The following is a 17,949-nucleotide window of genomic DNA, read 5'->3' as shown; positions in this document are numbered from 1 at the left end:
GCGTACTTCCTCCTTGATCAGGACGAGGGAAGGGGATGGGCACATGGGGAGACCCGAGAGGCCGGTGGACGCCTCGGGCGGAGCGGTGGCGGAGTTCGCCGACCGGCTCCGCCGTCTGCGTACCGAGGCGGGCAGCCCGACCTACCGGGACATGGCGCGCACCGCCATGTACTCCGCCTCGGTGCTCTCCAGCGCGGCGAACGGCCACCGCCTGCCCACCCTCCAGGTCGCGCTGGCCTACGTCGCCGCCTGCGGCGGCGAGCGGGAGGAGTGGCGGCGGCGCTGGCTGGAGGCCGCGGCGCGGGGCGGCGTCCCGGTGATCGGCAGCCGGCCGGCGGCACCCACCGACGCGGCGCACGAGGCCGGCGGCGCCTCCGGGTTGACCTCGTGGATGAACGGCCGGGCGCCCGGGCGGGAGCGTACCGACCTGCCCGGAACGGGCGCGGAGGAGGCCGCGGACGCGAGCCCGTACGTGCTGCCGGTGGCCCCGGACCACGCGGCGCCACCCGGCGGCCCGTCCGTGCCCGTCCAACTCCCGCTCCGCCCACACGGGTTGGTCGGTCGCGAGGCCGAGCTCGGACGGCTCGGCGGCCCCGGCGGGAGCCCGGTGGTGATCAGCGGGCCGGTCGGGGTCGGCAAGAGCGGGCTGGCGCTGCGGCACGCGCACGACCTGGCCCCCGCCATGGTGGACGGTCAGCTCTACGCCGACCTCGGGCCGCTGGCCGAGCAGGAATACGACCTGTCCGGACTGCTCGGCTCCTTCCTGGCCGCGCTCGGCGTCGAGTGGCCGCGGGTCCCCGTCGCGGCCGATCAACGCGCGGCGCTCTACCGCTCGTTGATCGCCCGCCGCCGGGTGCTGGTGCTGCTGGAGAACGTGCACTGCGAGCGCCAGGTGCGGCCGCTGCTCACCGACAGCGCGACCAGCACCACCCTGGTCGTCAGCCGCTCCGCCCTGCTCGGCCTGCGCGACGTCCGGCGGCTGCGACTGGACCCGCTGGACCGCGCCGAGTCGCTGCGCCTGATCGCCGCCGTGCTGCCGGAGCGGGCCGGGGCCGATCCGGTTGCCGCCGACCGGCTGGCCGAGCTCTGCGGCGACCTCCCGCTGGCCCTGGACATCGCCACCCGCAAACTGCTGCCCCGCCCCGAGCTGCCGCTGCGCTGGGCGGTGGCCCGGCTGGCCGAACCGGCCGCGCTGCTGGACTGGTTGGCCGTCGGGGACCTCTCCATGCGGGAGTCGCTCAACTCCGCCCACCTCGCCCTCGGCGCCGCCGCGGCCGAACTGCTCGACCGGCTGGCCCGGATCCCGGTGCGCGAACTGTGGGCCCAGGAGCCGCTGCTGGCGGAGCACGAGGAGCCGGTGCAGGAGCTGGTGGAGGCCGGCGTGCTCCGGCACGGCGAACGCCCCGGCGGCCACCGCCTCGACCCACTGGTCCGCGCCTTCGTCCTGGACCGCGACCCGGCGCACAACCTGCTGCCCCGCCGCACCCGCCCCTTCCCGCAGATCCGCCCGGCGTCGGGTTAGCGGCCGTACTACGCTGGCTCAGATCTGACGGGTCGTCATGTCGCTCTCGGTGGAGGCCTTCTGTGCCCGGAGCGCCGCGACGACGGAACGGGCGGGAGGGGCCGGTCATGGTGTGGTCTGGGAAGTCGGTGCGGAAGGGCTCGCCGCCGGGGGTGCTGGGGCTGGTGCTCCTGGTCGCGCTGAGCGGCTGTTCGGGGAGCACCGGCGGGTCCGCGCAGGCCGAACCCACGAAACCGGCGCTGGACGTCTGCGCGTTGGCGACGAAGGAGGAGGTCGGGGCGCTCCTCGGGCAGGTGGTCGAGGGGCAGCGGGACGACACCCCCTTGCCCAGCCTCACGCAGTGCAGCTACCGGTACGCCGAGAAGGGCCGGTTCGTCATCGTCAACCTGCTGCCGTACGAGGTCAGCCAGGCCACCAAGCCGGGGACGCCGGTGCCCGGGGTGGGTGACCTGGCCCTGTACGACCAGGCCAAGGTCGGTGCCCACCTGTACGTGCGCAAGGGCTCGGTGAACTTCGCCGTCAACTACGCCTTCGACCCGCTCGCCGACAAGGGGGTGCCCGACGAGAGCTCCGCCCGGATCCGCACCGGCCTCGTCACGCTGGCCACCGCGATCGCGTCGAGGCTCTGAGCGGGCACGAGGCGCCGCCGGCCGATCAACTCCCGCTCCGGCGGGGTTGATCGGCGCTCCCGGACAAGGCTGCCGACCAATTCCGCCCCTCGCTTCACTCGTCCCAACGAACCGCCCGGACACCGGACGGCGGTTCACCCCAACCGCTTCCCCACGGGCGGCGGGACGAGCAGTGAGGTGGTGACAGAGCATGACCGACCACGAGGTCGAGGTGCTGGCGATCGGCGCCGGGCCCTCCAACCTGGCGCTGGCCGTGGCGATCGAGGAGTCCGGCTCGGCCGGGCTGGCCTCCGGCACCCTCATCCTGGAGCAGCACCCGGACGTGAAGTGGCAGCGCAACCTGCTGCTGCCGTTCGCCCGCAGCCAGGTCTCCTTCCTCAAGGACCTGGTCACCCTCCGCAACCCGCAGAGCCGCTTCTCCTTCCTGGCCTTCCTCCACCAGCAGGGCCGGCTGGACGAGTTCGTCAACCTCGGCACCTTCAACCCCTACCGCCGCGAACTCTCCGACTACCTGGAGTGGGTGGCGAACTCCCTGGACCACGTCCGGGTGCGGCACAACGCCGCGGCCACCTCCGTCGCGCCGCGCCTGGCCGACGACGGCACCGTGGCCGGCTGGCGGGTCACGCTGGCCGACGGCGACACGGTGGACGCCCGTGACCTGGTGGTCGGCACCGGCCGGGACGCCCACGTGCCCGAGGTCTTCGCCGGCCTGCCGGCCGACCGGGTGATCCACAGCTCCCAGTACGCCACCCGGATAGCCCGCCACCCGGTGGACCGGCCGGCCAGGGTGGTGGTGATAGGCGCCGCGCAGAGCGCCGCCGAGATGTTCGTCGCGGTCCACGACGACCTGCCGCTGAGCACCCCGACCCTGGTGCACCGCTCGATCGGCCTGATGAACTACCAGACCAGCAAGTTCGTCAACGAGCTCTTCTTCCCGTCCTTCGTCGACGAGTTCCACGACACCGACCCGGGGGCCAGGAAGCAGATCCTGGACGAGCTGCGGCTGACCAACTACGCGGGCCTGGCCGCGCCCTTCCTCGACGACACCTACGCGATGCTCTACCGCCAGAAGCTCGACGGCACCCCGCGCTCCACCGTCCGTCCGATGACCGAGGTGGTGGCCGCCCGCGAGGAGGACGGCGAGGTGGTGCTGGAGCTGCGCGACCGCCGCACCGGCAAGGTCGAGCCGCTCCGCTGCGACCTGGTGCTGCTCGGCACCGGCTACGACCAGCGGATGCCCGCGATGGTCCGTCAGCTGGCCGGACGGCTCGGCGTCGAGGAGGTCGAGGTCAACCGCCGCTACCGGGTGGAGCTCGGCACCGGCGCCGGACGCGGCGGCCTCTACCTCCAGGGCTTCAACGAGGCCACCCACGGGATCTCCGACTCGCTGCTCAGCGTGCTGGCCCAGCGCTCCCACGAGATCACCACCGACCTGCTCGACCGGCGCAGCGTCGCCGCCACGATCGGAGGCAACTGATGGAGCCGGAGATCCGCAGACTGGACCGGGCCAACCTGACCCCGGCCTACGGCATCGAGGGCGAGCGGCTCAAGCCCTGGGCCCCGCTCAACTCCCCGTTCGAGGGCGCCTGGTGCGTGGTCAGAGCGGGCGGCGCCTCCGATCCGCACAGCCACCACGAGTACGAGATCTTCATCGCGCTCAGCGGCGACGGCGCCCTGGAGGTGGACGGGGCGGAGCGCGAGTTCAAGGCGGGCGACATCGTCCACCTGCCGCCGGGCTCCACCCACCGGGTGGTCAACCGCTCGGACGCCGACTTCGAGTACTACGGCATCTGGTGGGACGCCCCGATGGCGGCCGACTTCCTGGCCCGTCACCTGGGAGCCGCGGCAGGGGCGGACGCCGGGGCGGGGGCGGCGTCGTGACGGCCGGTCAGCGGCACGGCCGGATCGCCGTGGTCTCGCCCGCGCCGACCGCCAACGGCGACCTGCACCTCGGCCACCTGGCCGGGCCCTTCCTGGCCGCCGACGTCTTCACCCGCCACCAGCGGGCCGCCGGCCGCGAGGCCGTGCTCGGCACCGGCGCCCAGGACACCTCCACCTTCGTGGTCACCACCGCCCGCCGCCTGGGCACCGAGCCCGAGCACCTGGTGGCCGACTCCACCGCCAGGATCGAGGCCACCCTGACCGCCCTCGGCATCGCGGTGGACGGCTTCAGCCGGGACGAGGAGCGCTTCACCAAACTGGTGCTGGACTTCCACGGCCGCCTGCACGCCGCCGGGAAGCTGGAGTTGAAGCCGGTGCGCTTCCCCTACCGGCCGAGCACCGGCGAGTACCTGGTCGACGGCTTCGTGAAGGGCGGCTGCCCGGTCTGCCTCACCGAGGGCTGCGCCGGGCTCTGCGAGAGCTGCGGCCACCCGCTGGCGGCCGGGGACCTGATCGACCCGCGCTCCACCGAGGACCCGCAGGAGGAGCTGGAGCTGCGCGAACTCCCGGTGCTGGTGCTGCCGTTGGAGCAGTACCGGGAGCGGCTGCGGGAGTACTTCGAGCGGACCGGCGCCGCCCTGCGCCCGCACATGGCGCAGGCCGTCCGGGAGATGCTGGCCGCCCCGCTGCCGGACTTCCCGGTGACCTATCCGGGGGCCTGGGGCATCCCCGCACAGTTCCCCGAGGTGCCCGGTCAGGTGATCAACCCGAACGCGGAGACCATGGCCTGGTCGATGTACACCACCGCGCTCGGCGCCGAGCGGCGGGGCGAAGTGCTGCAGGCCGACGACCAGTTGTGGTGGCCGGAGGCGGGGACGGAGGTGGTCTACTTCCTCGGCTTCGACAACACCTTCCCGTTCGCCGTCGCGGGCGTGGCCATGCTGATGGCGCTGGAGGGCCGCTACGCGCTGCCCGCGCGCTTCGTCACCAACGAGTTCTACGAGCTGGACCACCAGAAGTTCTCCACCAGCCGGGGCCACCTGGTCTGGGGGCAGGAGCTGGCCGACCGGCTGCCCCGGGACGTCGGCCGCTACCACCTGGCCGCCACCAGCCCCGAGTACCAGCGCACCAACTTCGGCTGGGAGCAGCTGGCCGCCGTCACCGGTGCCCGTCTGGTCGCGCCGTGGAACCGGATCGTCGAGAAGGACGCCGCGCTCGCCGGGCGCACCCTGCCGGTCTCGGCCGCCTCGCGCAGGGCCGCCGACCGGATCACCGCCCGGTTCGCCGCCGCGTACGGCAGCGAGGGCTTCAGCCTCAACCGGGCGGCCGAGACCCTGGCCGAGCAGCTCGGCCGGCTGGACCGCTGGGAGGCGACGGAGCGGCAGGCGGGCGACTTCGCGCACCAGGTGCGCACGGTGCTGCGCTGCGCGGCGCCGGTCCTGGTGGACCTGGCGGCGGAGGCGGTGGCGGGCGGGGCACTGGACTCCCTGGCCGTCGGCGGGCCGGACACCACAACCGAGGTGACGGTCCGTCCGCTGCCGCGGATCCCGGTCGGGGGCGACTGAGGTGGCGGCCGAGAGCCGCCGGGTGCTGGTGGTCGGCGCCGGGGTGACCGGCCTGCTGACCGCGGTGCGGTGCTCCCTGGCCGGCCACCGGGTCACCGTCATCGACCGGGGCGCCATCCCCAATCCCGGCTCCACCTCCTTCGACCAGCACCGGGCCGTCCGCGCGCTGGACCCGTCCGATCCGGCGGCCTCCCGGCGCACCGCCGTCGCCCACCGGCGCTGGCTGGCCCTGGAGGCGATGCTGGGCACCCGGTTCTACCGCCGGGTGGGGATGGTCACGGCCTGGCCGGCGGAGGAGGCGGAGCAGGTCGCGGCGGTGGCCGCCGAGGCCGGGCTGCCGGTCAGCCTGCTGGAACCCGCGCAGCTGCCGCACGTCCGCTTCCCCGAGGGGACGGTGGGCGTGCGGGAGCACCACGGCGGGGTGTTGCTGGCCGACCACGCGCTCCAGGCGGTGGCCCGCTGGCTGGCCGCCCGGACGGACGTCACCCTGATGCCCTGGCAGGAGGTCAAGGCCGTCGACCCGCGGACCGGCGAGGTGCACCTGCCCGACGCCCGCACCCTGACCGGGGACCTGACCCTGATCGCCACCGGCCCGTGGTCCAAGGACCTGGTCGACCTGCCGATGCTGCTGCACCGTCAGACCCTGGTCTACCTCAAGCCGCCCGAGGAGCTCACGGCGGCCTGGGAGCGCACCCCCGGGGTCGGTCGGATCGGCAGCGAGGGCCTGGCCTGGCTGCTGCCGCCCGGCGACGGGACGCTGCTCAAGGTCAGCTCGGCGGCCGTCTGCCGGGAGGCCGACCTCGCCACCGAGGGCACCCCGGAGGAGGAACTCCGGTGGGCCGAGCAGGTGTTGGCCGAGCCGATCCTCACCGAACCCGACCGCTACCAGGTGCTGGCGGTCAAGCGCTGCCACTACCTGGTGGACGCCGGCACCGGCGCCGCCCACCTGGTCCGGATCGGCCCCGGCACCTGGGCCAGGACGGCCAGCGGGGGCGACGGATTCCGCACCGCCCCCCTGGTCGCCGACCGGATCGTGGCGGCGCTGGAGGAGCCCGAATCCCACGAGAGCCCATCCCCGCACCGAGAGGAGACGCCATGAGCGGTGACGAGGTCCGCGTGCTGCTGGTGATCGGCAGCGGTCTGCGGTACTACCGCGAGTACCTGATCGAATCGGCCGCCCGCCGGGCCGCCGAACTCGGCCTGAAACTGGTGCTGGTGAACAACCTGCACCCGACCTGGCAGACCCCGTACTTCGACGAGATCACCGTGGTCAACGTCTTCGACCACGGGCAACTCAAGGCCGCCGCACGGGAGATCGCCGCACGGCGGAGGGTGGAGGGCATCCTCTGCTACGACGAGCCGCTGGTGATGCCCACCGCCGAACTGGCCGCCGAGTTCGGCCTCCCCGGCCTCGGCCTGGCGGGAGTGGTCGGCTGCCGCGACAAGCACACCACCCGCACCCTGCTGACCGCGGCCGGACTCCCGCAGCCCGGCTTCGAGCTGGTCGACACCCCGGAGGCGGCCCGGGCCGCCGCGGCAGCCATCGGCTACCCCGTGGTGGTCAAACCGCGCGCGCTCGGCGCCTCGATGGGCGTCGTCCTGGCGCCGGACGAGGGCCGGTTGGCCGAGGCGTACCTGGTCGCCGCCAACGCCGGGATGGTCGGCGACGAGCCGTACCGGGGCGGGGCGATGGTCGAGGGCTACGCCGGCGGGCCGGAGATCAGCGTGGACGGCGTGGTGCAGCGCGGCGAGTACCGCGCGGTGGTGGTCGCCCGCAAGCGGACCGGGCTGCACCCGTACTTCGAGGAGCTCGGCCACCTGGTGGACGCGGACGACCCGCTGCTCCAGGACCAGGTGCTGCTGGACGTGCTGGCCAAGACCCACCAGGTGCTGGGGGTGGAGGACGGCATGACCCACGCCGAGCTCAAGCTCACCCCGTACGGCCCGGTGGTGATCGAGGTCAACGGCCGGCTCGGCGGGGACCTGATCCCCTACCTGGGCAGGCTGGCCACCGGGATCGACCCGGGCGAGGTGCTGGTGGAGACCGCCCTCGGGGTGCGCTCCGACCTGACCCCGCGTCACCGGGGCGTGGCCGGCATCCGCTTCGGCTACCCGGCCGAGGACTGCACGGTTCGGGAGGTGCGGATGCCGGGTGCGCTGCCGGGGCTGGCCAGGGCCGAGCCGATGGTCTCCCCGGGCACCGAGCTGCGGCTGCCGCCCGGCGGCTACCTGGCCCGGCACTCCTTCGTGGTCTGCACGGCGGACGGCCCCGAGGAGTGCGAGGAGCGGCTGGAAGCCGCCCTGGCCGCCGTGGAGCTGGACGCCGAGCCGCTGGCCCGGAAGGGGATCGACGCGGTGCTGGAGATGCCGGCCGGCCTGCTGGACACCGACGCGGTGGAGGCGCGGTCATGAGGATCGACTACGACGGACGGCAGTTCCGCAAGCTGGAGTCCGCGGACGGGGTGGTGGCCCGCTACCACCAGGAGGACGACCTGGTCTGGGCCGACTTCGCCGGCGGCCCGGTCCGCCGGGGCAACGTGGCCGGGGTCTGCGGGCCGGACGGCGTCCTGGAGCTGGCCTACACGATGGTGCTGGACGACGGCGAGGTGATCGCCGGACGGACCGTCAACACCCCCTACACCGGCCCGGGCGGGGACCTGCTGATCCGCGAGGAGTGGGAGCGCTACGGCCCGCACGCGCAGAGCGGCACCTCCTTCCTGACCGAGGTCACCGGTGCCGGCGGGAACCCGGGCGGAGCGGACGGGGGCGAGGACGATGCCTGACTGGGAGGCACTGCGGGCCCGGGTGGACGGAGCGGTCCGGCTGCCCGGCGAGGAGGGCTTCGAGGAGCGCAGCTCCGCCTTCAACCGCCGCTACGCCGAGGTGGTCCCCGCCGGGGTGCTCTCGGTCGGCAGCGTCGCCGACGTGGCCCGGGGCATCGCCTGGGCCCGCGCCGAGGGGCTGCCGGTGGTGGCCCGCGGCGGCGGGCACGGCTACTCGGGCCGGGGCACCACTGCCGGCGGCCTGGTGCTCGACCTCCAGGGGCTGGACACCGTCCGGGTGGACCGGGAGCGGGAGTTGGTGACCGTAGGCGGGGGAGTGCGCTCCGGCGAGCTCTACGCCGAGCTCCAGCGCCACGACCTGGCGGTGCCGCTCGGCAACTCCGACCAGGTCGGCATCGGCGGCCTGACCCTGGGCGGCGGAGTGGCCGCCGTCTCCCGGGCCTTCGGGCTCACCTGCGACTCCCTGGTGGAGACCGAACTGGTGCTGGCCGACGGCTCCTTGGTGCGGTGCAACGAGACCGAGCACCCCGACCTGTTCTGGGCCTGCAAGGGCGGGGGCGGCGGCACCTTCGGGGTCAACACCTCCTTCACCTTCCAGGCCCGCCCCACCGTGCCCAGCTCCACCTGCCTGCTGCTCTGGCCGCTGGCGGACGCGCCGGTGGTGCTGACGGTGATGCAGCGGATCATGGCCGCCGCGCCGGACGAGTTCGCCGCCCGGATCGGGGTCAACCGCACGGGGGCGGACGGCGGTTCGGTCTCCGTGATCGGCCAGCACCTGGGCCCGGCGAGCGAGCTGCGCGAGCTGCTCGCGCCGGTGCTGGCCGCCGCCGAACCGGAGCGGGCGGTGGTGGAGGACATGGGGTACTGGGAGGCGAAGGACTTCCTGCACCACGAGACCTCCGGGGACCCGTTCGCGGTCCGCACCAGGACGGTGACCGAGCCGATCGGGCGGGCCGCCATCGACACCGTGCTGACGGCGCTGCAGAAGTGGCCCGGCAGCGGGAACCCGGACGGGGCCGGCGTGGCCCTGTTCACCTGGGGCGGGGCGATCAACCGGGTGCCGGTCACCGAGACCGCCTTCCCGCACCGGGACGTGCTCTTCCTGGTCTCCATGGACACCTCCTGGAGCCCCGAGGACCCGGAGGAGCTGCGGCGGGCCAACCTCGACTGGCTCACCGACCTGCACGCCGCGATGGGCGAACACGCCCGGGACGCCTCCTACCTCAACTTCGCCGACCCCGACCTGCCCCCCGGCCAGGCCCTGGCCGCCTACCACGGCCCCAACCTGGCCCGCCTCCAGGAGGTCAAGCGCCGCTACGACCCCGACCGGGTCTTCACCCACCCCCAGGCCGTCTGAGACGACGGGAGAGGAGCACCCGCCATGTCACCCGATCTGCGCGGCGTGATGCGCGACTTCGCCACCGGGGTCTGCGTCGCGACCACCTACGCCGACCGCGACGGCACCCGCCGCCACGACGCGGTGACGCTCAACTCGCTGACCTCGGTCTCGCTCGACCCCCCGCTGGTCTCGCTCTCGCTGCACCGCGAGTCCCGCTTCCTGGGCGACCTGCTCCAGACCAAGAAGTGGGCGGTGGCGATCCTGGACGGCGAGGCCGAGCCGCTGGCCCGCTCGCTGGCCCGGGGCCGCCCGGAGCGGCAGGCGGTGGTGGCCGGCCTGGCCGCCAGGCCGGGGAGCGAGACCGGCGCCCTGCTCCTGGACGCGATGGCCGGTCTGGAGTGCGTCCTGCGGGACAGCTTCGAGATCGGCGACCACACGATGGTGATCGGTGAGGTGGTCGCCACCGCCGGTGGCGACCACCGCCCGCCCCTGCTCTTCCTGCACGGCGGCTTCCGGCAGCTGCCGCCCGCACCCCCCTCCGCCGCGAAGGAGTCCTGAGATGCCCCACCCGACGCCGATCGCCGCCCCGGCCCCCGCGGCCGTCGCCCGGCCGGCCGGTCCTGTACCCGTTCCCGCCGCCCCGGCGCCCGTCCCGGCGGAGGTGCCCAACACCGCCGCCGACATCCTGGCCGCCGCACGGGAGTTGGCCCCCCTGGCTGCGCGAGCGCGGCGAGCAGATCGAGCGGGCCCGACGCCTTCCCCCCGAGGTGGTCGAGGCCGTCCGTGCCACCGGTGCCTTCCGAATGGGCTTCGCCCGCTCCTGGGGCGGCCCCGAGCTCAGCTCCATCGAGCAGACCGAGGTGGTCGAGGCCCTCGCCTACGGAGACCCCTCGGCCGGCTGGGCGGCCATGATCGGCATGGACTCCGGCCTCTACGCGGCCTTCCTGGACGAGGCGGTGGCCAAGGAGATGTTCCCCCGCCTGGACATGACCACCGCCGGGCTGCTCTTCCCCACCGGCCGGGCCGAGCGGGTCCCGGGAGGCTACCGCCTCAGCGGGCGCTGGCAGTTCGGCAGCGGCATCACCCACGCCGACTGGGTGATCTCCGGCGCCTTCGTCTTCGAGGACGGCGCCGCCTACCCCGCCGAGGGAGCACAGGACTCGATCCTGCTGATGGTCCCCGCCGCCCAGGTCGAGGTCATCGACACCTGGCACACCACCGGCCTGGCCGGCAGCGGCAGTTGCGACTACGCCATCGAGGAGGTGTTCGTCCCCGAGGGCCGCACCCTCACCTTCGACACCGTCCGGGGCGCGGCCGGCCCGCTGGCCCAGCCCGAGGTGCACATGCGCAACATGCCCGGCGTCCCGCTCGGCACCGCCCGCGCCGCCCTCGACTGGGTGCGCGCCCAGGTGGCCGCCAAGTCCGGCCCCGGCGGCTCCGGTTGGGCCGACAACTGGCGGATGCAGGTCACCCTCGCCGAGTGCGAGGCCGACTTCCACGCCACCCGCCAGGGCGTCTACGGCGCGCTGCGCCGCCAGTGGGAGGTGCTCTCCGCCCCCGGCGGCACCCTGGACGACCTGACCCCCGAGGAGCGGGCCGCCCTGCCGCTCTCCCGGCTGCACGCCTTCCGCACCGCCCGCTCCATCCTGACCCGGCTCTACGACCTGATGCAGACCGCCTCGGTCTACCGGCCCAACCCGCTCGACCGCTGGCTGCGCGACACCATGACGATGTGTCAGCACGTGGTGGCGCAGGACAAGATCCTGCAGTCCGCCGGTGCGCACCTGCTCGGCAGCCGGCCCGGGTTCCCGCTCAGCCTCGGCATCACCAGCTGAACCCTTCCCCCCCACGTCTGCGAGAGGACCCGCCGCCATGACCGAGCTGCTCACCCCCGTCGCCCGCGCCGCCACCAGCCAGGCCGCGCGGATGCCGCGCCGGGCCAGACTGCGCCACTTCCTGATGTGCCGTCCGGACTTCTTCGACGTCACCTACTCCATCAACCCCTGGATGAACCCGGCCAAGCCCACGTCCAACACCCTGGCCGTGGCCCAGTGGGAGGTGCTGCACAACCTGCTGGTCTCGCTCGGCCACCACGTCCAGACCATCGACCCGGACCCGGCCCTGCCCGACATGGTCTTCGCCGCCAACGGCGCCACCGTGGTCGACGACAAGGTGCTCGTCGCCCGCTTCCGGCACGCCGAGCGGGACGGCGAATCCGCCCACTACGTCGAGTGGTTCCGCTCCCAGGGCTTCGCCGAGGTGGTCCAGGCGGAGTACGCCAACGAGGGGGAGGGGGACTACCTCACCACCGGCCGCGCCATCCTGGCCGGCAACGGCTTCCGCTCCGACCCGCGCTCGCAGGCCGAGGCCGCCGAGCTGTTCGGCCGCCCGGTGGTCGGCCTCCAGCTGGTCGACCCGCGCTTCTACCACCTGGACACCGCGCTGGCCGTGCTCGACCAGGACGAGGTGATGTACTACCCGGCCGCGTTCAGCGAGGAGAGCCGGGCCGTGCTGCGTGCCCTCTTCCCGGACGCGGTGATCGCCACCGAGGCCGACGCCGTGGTCTTCGGCCTCAACGCCGTCTCCGACGGGCTCAACGTGATCCTCCCCGAGGCCGCCACCGGGCTGGCCGCCCAGCTGCGCGAGCGCGGCTTCCGCACACACGGGGTCGGTCTCACCGAGCTGTTGAAGGCCGGCGGCAGCGCCAAGTGCTGCACCCTCGAACTCCGCCACTGACCAACCCGTCCGCACGCCCTCGAAGGAGAACCCGATGACCTCGCAGCAGCCCTGGATCATCGTCGGCTACGTCAACGTCCTCCCGGTGGTGAAGGAGTTCGCCCCCGGCTCGGTGATCGTCATCGACGAGCCGGACGTGATCCGCAACCGCGATCTGAAGTCCGCCCTGGACGGCGCCGTGATGCTCCGCGAGCTGATCGGGTGGGAGTACCAACTCCCCGGTGCGGCCGATGAGTTCTTCGCCACCTACCCCGACCTGGATCCGGCGCTGATCGCCCCGCTGCTGGAGTACGCCACGCCGTTCGCGGCCCGGCTGGCCGAGCGCTACGGCCTGCCGGGCGCCGGGGCCGGCGCCGCCCAGGTGATGCGGGACAAGGCGCTGCTGCGCAAGGTCACCAGCGCCGCCGGGATCGCCAACCCGGCCTCCCAGGAGGTCGGTTCGGCCGAGCAGGTGCGGGAGTTCGCCGCCGCCCACCCCGGCTCCCTGGTGCTCAAGCCCGCCAACCGGCAGGCCTCGGTGGGCACCCGGGTGCTGCACTCGCTGGACGGCCTGGAATCGGTCTGGCAGGACTGCCTCACCCAGGACGAGGGCTACCTGGTGCCCGACCGTGAGCGCGAGCTGCGGATGCTGGTCGAACAGTACGTGCGGGGCGAGGAGTTCAGCGTCGAACTGCTGGTCCGCGAGGGCGAGGTGCTGTTCTCCAACGTCACCGGCAAGCTGCTCTACCCCGGCGACCGGCCGATCGAGCTCGGCCACTCCGTCCCGGCGGCGGGCCTCGCGCCCGAGCTCGGGGAGCTGCTGGTCGCCGAGACCGGGAGGGTGCTGCGGGCGGTGGGCTTCGGCAGCGGCATGGTGCACTGCGAGTGGATCGTCAGCGAGGGCGTCCCGTACCTGGTCGAGTGCGCCGGGCGCTTCCCCGGCGACGGCATCCCGATGCTGATCGAGGAGGCCTACCGGATCAACCTGGCGGCGGAGTTCTACACCGTCATGCAGGGCGGGCGGCCCGCCCCCCTGCCGCGGGAGGCGGCCGGCGGTGCGGCGGTGCGCTTCGTCCAGGCCGAGCCCGGCGAGGTGGTCTCCGTCACCGGAGTGGAGGAGGCCCGCGCCCTGCCAGGCGTGCTCTCCCTCTCGCTCCACCTGGAGCCCGGCCAGACGGTCCGTCCGCTGCGCAGCTCCTGGGACCGGGCCGGCTCGGTGATGACCAGGGGCGCCACGCCCGAGGAGGCGCTGGCCAACGCCGCGGCCGTGACCGCCGCGATCACCGTCCGGACGGCCGGCTGATCCGTCGGAGGCCGGTGCCCGATCCCCCCGCCGGGTGGTTGGCACCGGTCTCCGGGCGTGCGGCTCAGAACAGGTCGTCGACGGGGCGCGCGCCCACGACCACCGCCACCACCGAGACCGGCTCCTCCTCGTACGCCCAACTGGCCGGGTCGGCCAGTACGGTGGGGACCTCCTCCACCGGCACGTCCCGCCCGTCCGTCAGCCAGTGCGGCCAGGCGCCGCCCTGCCGCAGCCGGACGTAGCCCTCCCGGGTCCAGTCCGTGATCAGCGCGGTGAGGAGCGGGACGTAGGAGTCACGCTCCTCGTCCTCCTCGGTCTCCGCCCGGTCGGCCAGCACCGCCCAGAGCTCGGTGCCCTCACGGGCGTTGACGAGCAGACACTCCTCGTCCCGGGTCAGCGCACGCACCGCCGGGGCCTCCTCACTCGCCGGTCCGGCGCAGGGTCTCCGTCGTTTCCACGGCGGATCGTACCCGAAGCCTCCCTGGTGCGGACGGGGTGGTTCAGGCTCCCGCCGCCGGGGTGAGGGTGGCGAGGACGGGGCCGTCGGGGCGGACGGTGATGCTGTAGGAGGCGCCGGACGGGGGGTCGTGGAGGGTCGTCGTCCAGGCGGGGAGCAGGAGTTCGAGCAGGGCGGCGGTCTCGCGGAGGGCGAACTGCGTGCCCAGGCAGGCGCGGGCGCCGAGGCCGAAGGGGAGGTAGGCGCCGAGTTCGGCGGGGCGGCGGCCCGGGGTGGTGAAGCGGGCGGGGTCGAAGCGTTCGGGGTCCAGCCAGCGGGACGGGTCGCGGTGGGTGAGGTAGGGACAGACCAGGACGTCGGTGCCGGCCTCGATCCGGTGGCCGCCGAGCACGTCGGGCTCCAGGGCGTGGCGGGGGAGCAGCCAGGCGGAGGGGTAGAGGCGCAGGGTCTCGTGGACCAGGGCGAGCACCGCCTCGCGGCGCTGCGGCGAGCCCTCCACGCCGGCGGCCAGTGCGGCCTGCCGGGCGCCGGGGTGACGGTCCAGCAGCAGGTACAGCCAGGTGAGGGTGGTCGCGGTGGTCTCGTGCCCGGCCACCAGCAGGGTGACCAGCTCGTCGCGGATCAGCCGGTCCGGGTAGCCGTGGCCCTCCTCGGTGAGCAGGGCCAGCAGCCCCGGGCCGTCCGGCCCGGCCGGGCCCGAGCGGGCGGCCTCGATGGCGCGCTCGGCGATCAGGTCGATCCGGGCCAGCTCCCCGGCCACCGCCGCCGCGGCGTCCGAGGCGTCGGCCGGCAGCTCCGGCATCCGGGCCACCACCGTGGCCACGGCGCCGAGTTCACGGTCGGTGGCGTCGTCCAGCGGATGGCCGGTGAGGGCGCGCCAGATGGTGTCGAGCGCGTAGCGACGCATCTCGTCGCCGAGGTCCACCACCGCGCCCTCGGCCGCCGAGCGGGCCCAGCGCCCGGCGGCGGTGCGTGCCGCGGCGGCGATCCGCCGCTCGTAGCGGCGCATCCCGGTGCCGGTGAACTGGCCCTGCAGCAGCTTCCGTTGGCGCTTCCAGGCCTCCCCGGTGGCGGCCAGCACACCGTCGCCGATCAGCATCCTGGCCCGGTGCGAGCGCTTCACGTAGCGCTCCGGATGGTGTGCCAGCACGTGCTGCACCTCGGCCGGCCCGGTCACCAGCACCGTCGGCCGGTCCCCGACCGGCACCCCTGCCACCGGCCCCACCTCGTCCCGGGCGGCGGCCAGGAGCTCCACCAGCTCCCCGCCCCGGGCCCGCCAGGCGGCCGCCACCGCCGGGTCCAGCCGGGGCACGGGAGGTGCTGCGGTCACTGCTTCCGTGGACACCGGTCCGCTCCTCACCCTCCGACGGCGCTTCAGTACGGACCGTACGCCATCGACGGCGCCCGGTGACACCCCCGTAGGGTGGTGGTGATCACCGACCGAACGCTCACACGGGGGCACTTGAATGACCGTCAACCGGCCCGGATTGCCGCAGGACCTCCCACCGGCCGAGGTGCTCTGGGCACGTTGGGCGCTGCTCGCCGCGCTGACCGCCACCACCGAGGCCGAGGCCCGCCCGTCGGTCCACCGCCACGGCCGGTGGATCGACGAGGACGGCCTGCACTGGGACGACTCCGGCTGCACCTGGTGGGTGCTCTCCCGCTGCGGCGAGGGACGCTTCGTCCTCTACGGCGAGGACGAGTCCAGCGAGGTCAAGTGGTACGAGCCGCCGATCGACGTGCTCGCCGGCGGGCCCGGCTGGCTGCCGTACGAGGAGCTGCGCGACCGGATCGCGGGCAACGAGATCGGCTGCGTCTACTGGTACGAGGACGGCACCTGGGCCCGCGCCCCCTACCCCGACGACCTCGACGACGACGGCCTGGACTGCGGCATGAGCGACGTCGTCGACCGCGCCGACCTCCTCCGCGACCTGCGCCGCCACCTCACCGCCGCCGCCCCGGTCGAGCACCTCCTCGGCGAGGCCGAGGCGCACCGCCTGGACCCGCAGGACCTGGTGGCCCACCTGGGCGCGACCAACGGCGACGGTGACCCGGTCGACCACCCGGCCGTCCTGCGGTCGCTGTCCCGGAGCGCGCTGACCTCGCTCTAGTCCTCGACCACCAGGGACGGGGTGTCGTGGCGGAGCGTCTCGCCGCGGAAGAAGGCCGGGGCGTGGTGGCGCCAGAGCAGCATCAGCACCACGCCGAGGGCCAGCAGGCCGAAGCCGATCAGGAAGACGGTGCCGACGCCGAAGAGGGAGGTGCCGGAGCCGTAGGACGGGTCCCAGGTGTCGACGGCGGTCTTGAGGAAGACGGCGGTCAGCAGGGCGGCGCCGAGCAGTGGGAAGACACCCTTGAAGAAGAACGAGTGGACGGAGGAGGTGAGTTCGCGCCGGAAGTACCAGACGCAGGCGTAGGCGGTGAGGCCGTAGTAGAAGCAGATCATCATGCCGAGGGTGAAGATGGTGTCCACCAGCACGCTGTCGCTGATCAGCGTCATCGTGGAGTAGAAGACGGCGGTGCCGATCCCGGACACCAGGGTGGCGGTGGAGGGGCTGGCGTACCGCGGGTGGATGTGGGCGAGCCGGGCGGGGATCGCACGGTAGGTGCCCATGGCCAGCATGGTGCGGGCCGGCGGCAGGAAGGTGGTCTGCAGGCTGGAGGCCGAACTGGCCAGCACCGCCACGTAGATGAGGATGGAGAGCGAGCCGAGCACCGGTTTGGCCAGGGCCGCGAAGACGTTGTCCTCGGTGGCCGGGTTGCCCAGGCCGTAGGACTCGGTGCCGACCCCGGCGAAGCGCTGGGTGGCGACGGCGGTGACCAGGTAGCCGGTGAGGATCACCACCATGGTGAGCAGGGCGGCCCGGCCGGGGGTGGCGGCGGAGCCGGCGGTCTCCTCGTTGACGGTCAGTGAGGTGTCCCAGCCCCAGTAGATGAACAGGGAGAGCGAGAGCCCGGCGGTGAAGGCGGCGAAGGACTGCACCGCGAACGGGTCCAGCCACTGCCAGCTGAACTCGATGGCCAGCGGCGAGCGCCCCTGCCCGGCCTTGACGAAGGCGAACAGCGAGAAGAGCGCCAGCACCGTCAGCTGCAGCCCCACCAGGACGTACTGGACCTCCTTGGTGAGGGTCACGCCCCGGTACGCGATGGCGGTGGCCAGGCCGACGAAGACCAGGCAGGTCAGGACGTTGAGGCCGCGGTTGTGCGCCAGGTCGGCGAGGTCCGGGTTCTCGAAGACCTGGGCCAGCATCAGGTAGAAGAAGGAGACCGCGACCCCGGCCAGGTTGGACAGCACGATGATGGTGGCCACCACCAGGCCCCAGCCGCACATCCAGCCCAGGTGCGGCCCGAAGGCCTTGGCCGTCCAGGTGAAGGAGGTGCCGCAGTCCGGCATCACCCGGTTCAACTCCCGGTAGGCGTAGGCCACCAGGAGCATCGGCAGGAAGCCCGCCAGGAAGACGGCCGGCATCTGCAGCCCGACCTGGGCCACGGTCGGCCCCAGGGTGGCGGTGAGCGCGTACACCGGGGCGACCGAGGAGACGCTCAGCACCACGCTGGCCACCAGGCCGACCGCCCCCGACTTGAGCCCCTTCTCCTGGAGGTCACGCTCCGGTCGGTGCTGCTCCGGCTGATGGTGCTGTCCGTGCGCGCTGTGCGTCAAGATTCCTCCCGGAGAGGCATCCTGACCCGCCGTCACGATCCGCGGCCGCGACCCGCCCGCCCGCCCGGCCTCGAACCACCCGTCAGGCCCAGTG

The 17,949-nt window shown here is 73.7% G+C and carries 16 protein-coding genes and 1 pseudogene; 14 read left to right on the top strand and 3 right to left on the bottom strand.

The features are described from left to right. The first annotated feature begins 43 nt into the window (after positions 1-43). The 13 genes and pseudogenes from ABD946_RS34820 (at position 44) to ABD946_RS34760 (ending at position 13,737) form a co-directional block, all read left to right on the top strand. Positions 44-1,522, top strand: a complete 1,479-nt coding sequence (locus ABD946_RS34820; protein WP_345289675.1) for an XRE family transcriptional regulator — start codon at positions 44-46, stop codon at positions 1,520-1,522. Between the two features lie 107 nt (positions 1,523-1,629). Further along, positions 1,630-2,151: a hypothetical protein gene (locus tag ABD946_RS34815; RefSeq protein WP_345289674.1), complete on the top strand. Its 522-nt coding sequence runs from the start codon at positions 1,630-1,632 to the stop codon at positions 2,149-2,151. A 190-nt stretch (positions 2,152-2,341) separates the two neighbouring features. After that, positions 2,342-3,628, top strand: coding sequence for a lysine N(6)-hydroxylase/L-ornithine N(5)-oxygenase family protein (locus ABD946_RS34810; RefSeq protein WP_345289672.1), 1,287 nt, complete (start codon positions 2,342-2,344; stop codon positions 3,626-3,628). Next, the gene (locus ABD946_RS34805; protein WP_345289671.1) at positions 3,628-4,032 is read left to right on the top strand and encodes a cupin domain-containing protein; all 405 of its coding nucleotides are present in this window, start codon (positions 3,628-3,630) and stop codon (positions 4,030-4,032) included. Before ABD946_RS34810 ends, ABD946_RS34805 begins: the two co-directional genes overlap by 1 nt. Continuing rightward, positions 4,029-5,597, top strand: coding sequence for a class I tRNA ligase family protein (locus tag ABD946_RS34800; protein ID WP_345289670.1), 1,569 nt, complete (start codon positions 4,029-4,031; stop codon positions 5,595-5,597). The genes ABD946_RS34805 and ABD946_RS34800 overlap by 4 nt, the downstream gene beginning before the upstream one ends. A gap of 1 nt (position 5,598) precedes the next feature. Then, on the top strand, positions 5,599-6,696 hold the full coding sequence (locus tag ABD946_RS34795; protein ID WP_345289669.1) for an NAD(P)/FAD-dependent oxidoreductase: 1,098 nt from the start codon (positions 5,599-5,601) through the stop codon (positions 6,694-6,696). Continuing rightward, positions 6,693-8,009, top strand: a complete 1,317-nt coding sequence (locus ABD946_RS34790) for an ATP-grasp domain-containing protein (RefSeq protein ID WP_345289668.1) — start codon at positions 6,693-6,695, stop codon at positions 8,007-8,009. The genes ABD946_RS34795 and ABD946_RS34790 overlap by 4 nt, the downstream gene beginning before the upstream one ends. After that, positions 8,006-8,380 carry an avidin-fold protein gene (locus ABD946_RS34785; protein WP_345289666.1) on the top strand — a complete coding sequence of 125 codons (375 nt, stop codon included), beginning with the start codon at positions 8,006-8,008 and terminating at the stop codon, positions 8,378-8,380. The genes ABD946_RS34790 and ABD946_RS34785 overlap by 4 nt, the downstream gene beginning before the upstream one ends. After that, a complete protein-coding gene (locus tag ABD946_RS34780; protein ID WP_345289665.1) occupies positions 8,373-9,737 on the top strand; it encodes an FAD-binding oxidoreductase in 1,365 nt (454 codons plus the stop codon). Before ABD946_RS34785 ends, ABD946_RS34780 begins: the two co-directional genes overlap by 8 nt. Before the next feature lie 24 nt (positions 9,738-9,761). Further along, positions 9,762-10,277, top strand: a complete 516-nt coding sequence (locus ABD946_RS34775; RefSeq protein ID WP_345289664.1) for a flavin reductase family protein — start codon at positions 9,762-9,764, stop codon at positions 10,275-10,277. A 103-nt stretch (positions 10,278-10,380) separates the two neighbouring features. Then, positions 10,381-11,554 (top strand): annotated as a pseudogene (locus ABD946_RS34770) (acyl-CoA dehydrogenase family protein). A gap of 37 nt (positions 11,555-11,591) precedes the next feature. Beyond that, positions 11,592-12,455, top strand: a complete 864-nt coding sequence (ddaH, locus tag ABD946_RS34765; protein WP_345289663.1) for a dimethylargininase — start codon at positions 11,592-11,594, stop codon at positions 12,453-12,455. Positions 12,456-12,489: 34 nt separating this feature from the next. Further along, positions 12,490-13,737 carry an ATP-grasp domain-containing protein gene (locus ABD946_RS34760; RefSeq protein WP_345289662.1) on the top strand — a complete coding sequence of 416 codons (1,248 nt, stop codon included), beginning with the start codon at positions 12,490-12,492 and terminating at the stop codon, positions 13,735-13,737. 64 nt (positions 13,738-13,801) lie between these two features. Here ABD946_RS34760 and ABD946_RS34755 read toward each other — a convergent pair whose 3' ends face one another. Both ABD946_RS34755 and ABD946_RS34750 read right to left on the bottom strand, forming a co-directional pair. Then, positions 13,802-14,143 (bottom strand): hypothetical protein, encoded by a 342-nt coding sequence (locus tag ABD946_RS34755; RefSeq protein ID WP_345289661.1) that lies wholly within the window; start codon positions 14,141-14,143, stop codon positions 13,802-13,804. A gap of 94 nt (positions 14,144-14,237) precedes the next feature. Then, positions 14,238-15,539 (bottom strand): cytochrome P450, encoded by a 1,302-nt coding sequence (locus ABD946_RS34750; protein ID WP_345289660.1) that lies wholly within the window; start codon positions 15,537-15,539, stop codon positions 14,238-14,240. 121 nt (positions 15,540-15,660) lie between these two features. Between ABD946_RS34750 and ABD946_RS34745 the strand changes: the two genes are divergently transcribed. Beyond that, complete coding sequence (locus tag ABD946_RS34745) at positions 15,661-16,305, top strand: hypothetical protein (RefSeq protein ID WP_345289659.1); 645 nt, start codon at positions 15,661-15,663, stop codon at positions 16,303-16,305. Here the strand turns inward: ABD946_RS34745 and ABD946_RS34740 are convergent. After that, positions 16,302-17,855: an APC family permease gene (locus ABD946_RS34740; RefSeq protein WP_345289657.1), complete on the bottom strand. Its 1,554-nt coding sequence runs from the start codon at positions 17,853-17,855 to the stop codon at positions 16,302-16,304. The genes ABD946_RS34745 and ABD946_RS34740 overlap by 4 nt on opposite strands. Between the last annotated feature and the right edge of the window lie 94 nt (positions 17,856-17,949).

This window comes from Kitasatospora albolonga, from assembly GCF_039535905.1.
In the GTDB taxonomy this organism is placed as follows: Bacteria; Actinomycetota; Actinomycetes; order Streptomycetales; family Streptomycetaceae; genus Kitasatospora; species Kitasatospora albolonga.
Note: the sequence above shows the minus strand (reverse complement) of the source record. Positions and strands in the feature narration are given on the sequence as shown.

Excerpts from the sequence above, each read along its gene's own strand:
- ABD946_RS34820 (WP_345289675.1), top strand. The coding sequence starts at position 44 with ATGGGGAGACCCGAGAGGCCGGTGGACGCCTCGGGCGGAGCGGTGGCG.
- ABD946_RS34775 (WP_345289664.1), top strand. The coding sequence starts at position 9,762 with ATGTCACCCGATCTGCGCGGCGTGATGCGCGACTTCGCCACCGGGGTC.
- ABD946_RS34805 (WP_345289671.1), top strand. The coding sequence starts at position 3,628 with ATGGAGCCGGAGATCCGCAGACTGGACCGGGCCAACCTGACCCCGGCC.
- ABD946_RS34810 (WP_345289672.1), top strand. The coding sequence starts at position 2,342 with ATGACCGACCACGAGGTCGAGGTGCTGGCGATCGGCGCCGGGCCCTCC.
- ABD946_RS34745 (WP_345289659.1), top strand. The coding sequence starts at position 15,661 with ATGACCGTCAACCGGCCCGGATTGCCGCAGGACCTCCCACCGGCCGAG.
- ABD946_RS34815 (WP_345289674.1), top strand. The coding sequence starts at position 1,630 with ATGGTGTGGTCTGGGAAGTCGGTGCGGAAGGGCTCGCCGCCGGGGGTG.
- ABD946_RS34790 (WP_345289668.1), top strand. The coding sequence starts at position 6,693 with ATGAGCGGTGACGAGGTCCGCGTGCTGCTGGTGATCGGCAGCGGTCTG.
- ABD946_RS34760 (WP_345289662.1), top strand. The coding sequence starts at position 12,490 with ATGACCTCGCAGCAGCCCTGGATCATCGTCGGCTACGTCAACGTCCTC.
- ddaH (WP_345289663.1), top strand. The coding sequence starts at position 11,592 with ATGACCGAGCTGCTCACCCCCGTCGCCCGCGCCGCCACCAGCCAGGCC.
- ABD946_RS34780 (WP_345289665.1), top strand. The coding sequence starts at position 8,373 with ATGCCTGACTGGGAGGCACTGCGGGCCCGGGTGGACGGAGCGGTCCGG.
- ABD946_RS34785 (WP_345289666.1), top strand. The coding sequence starts at position 8,006 with ATGAGGATCGACTACGACGGACGGCAGTTCCGCAAGCTGGAGTCCGCG.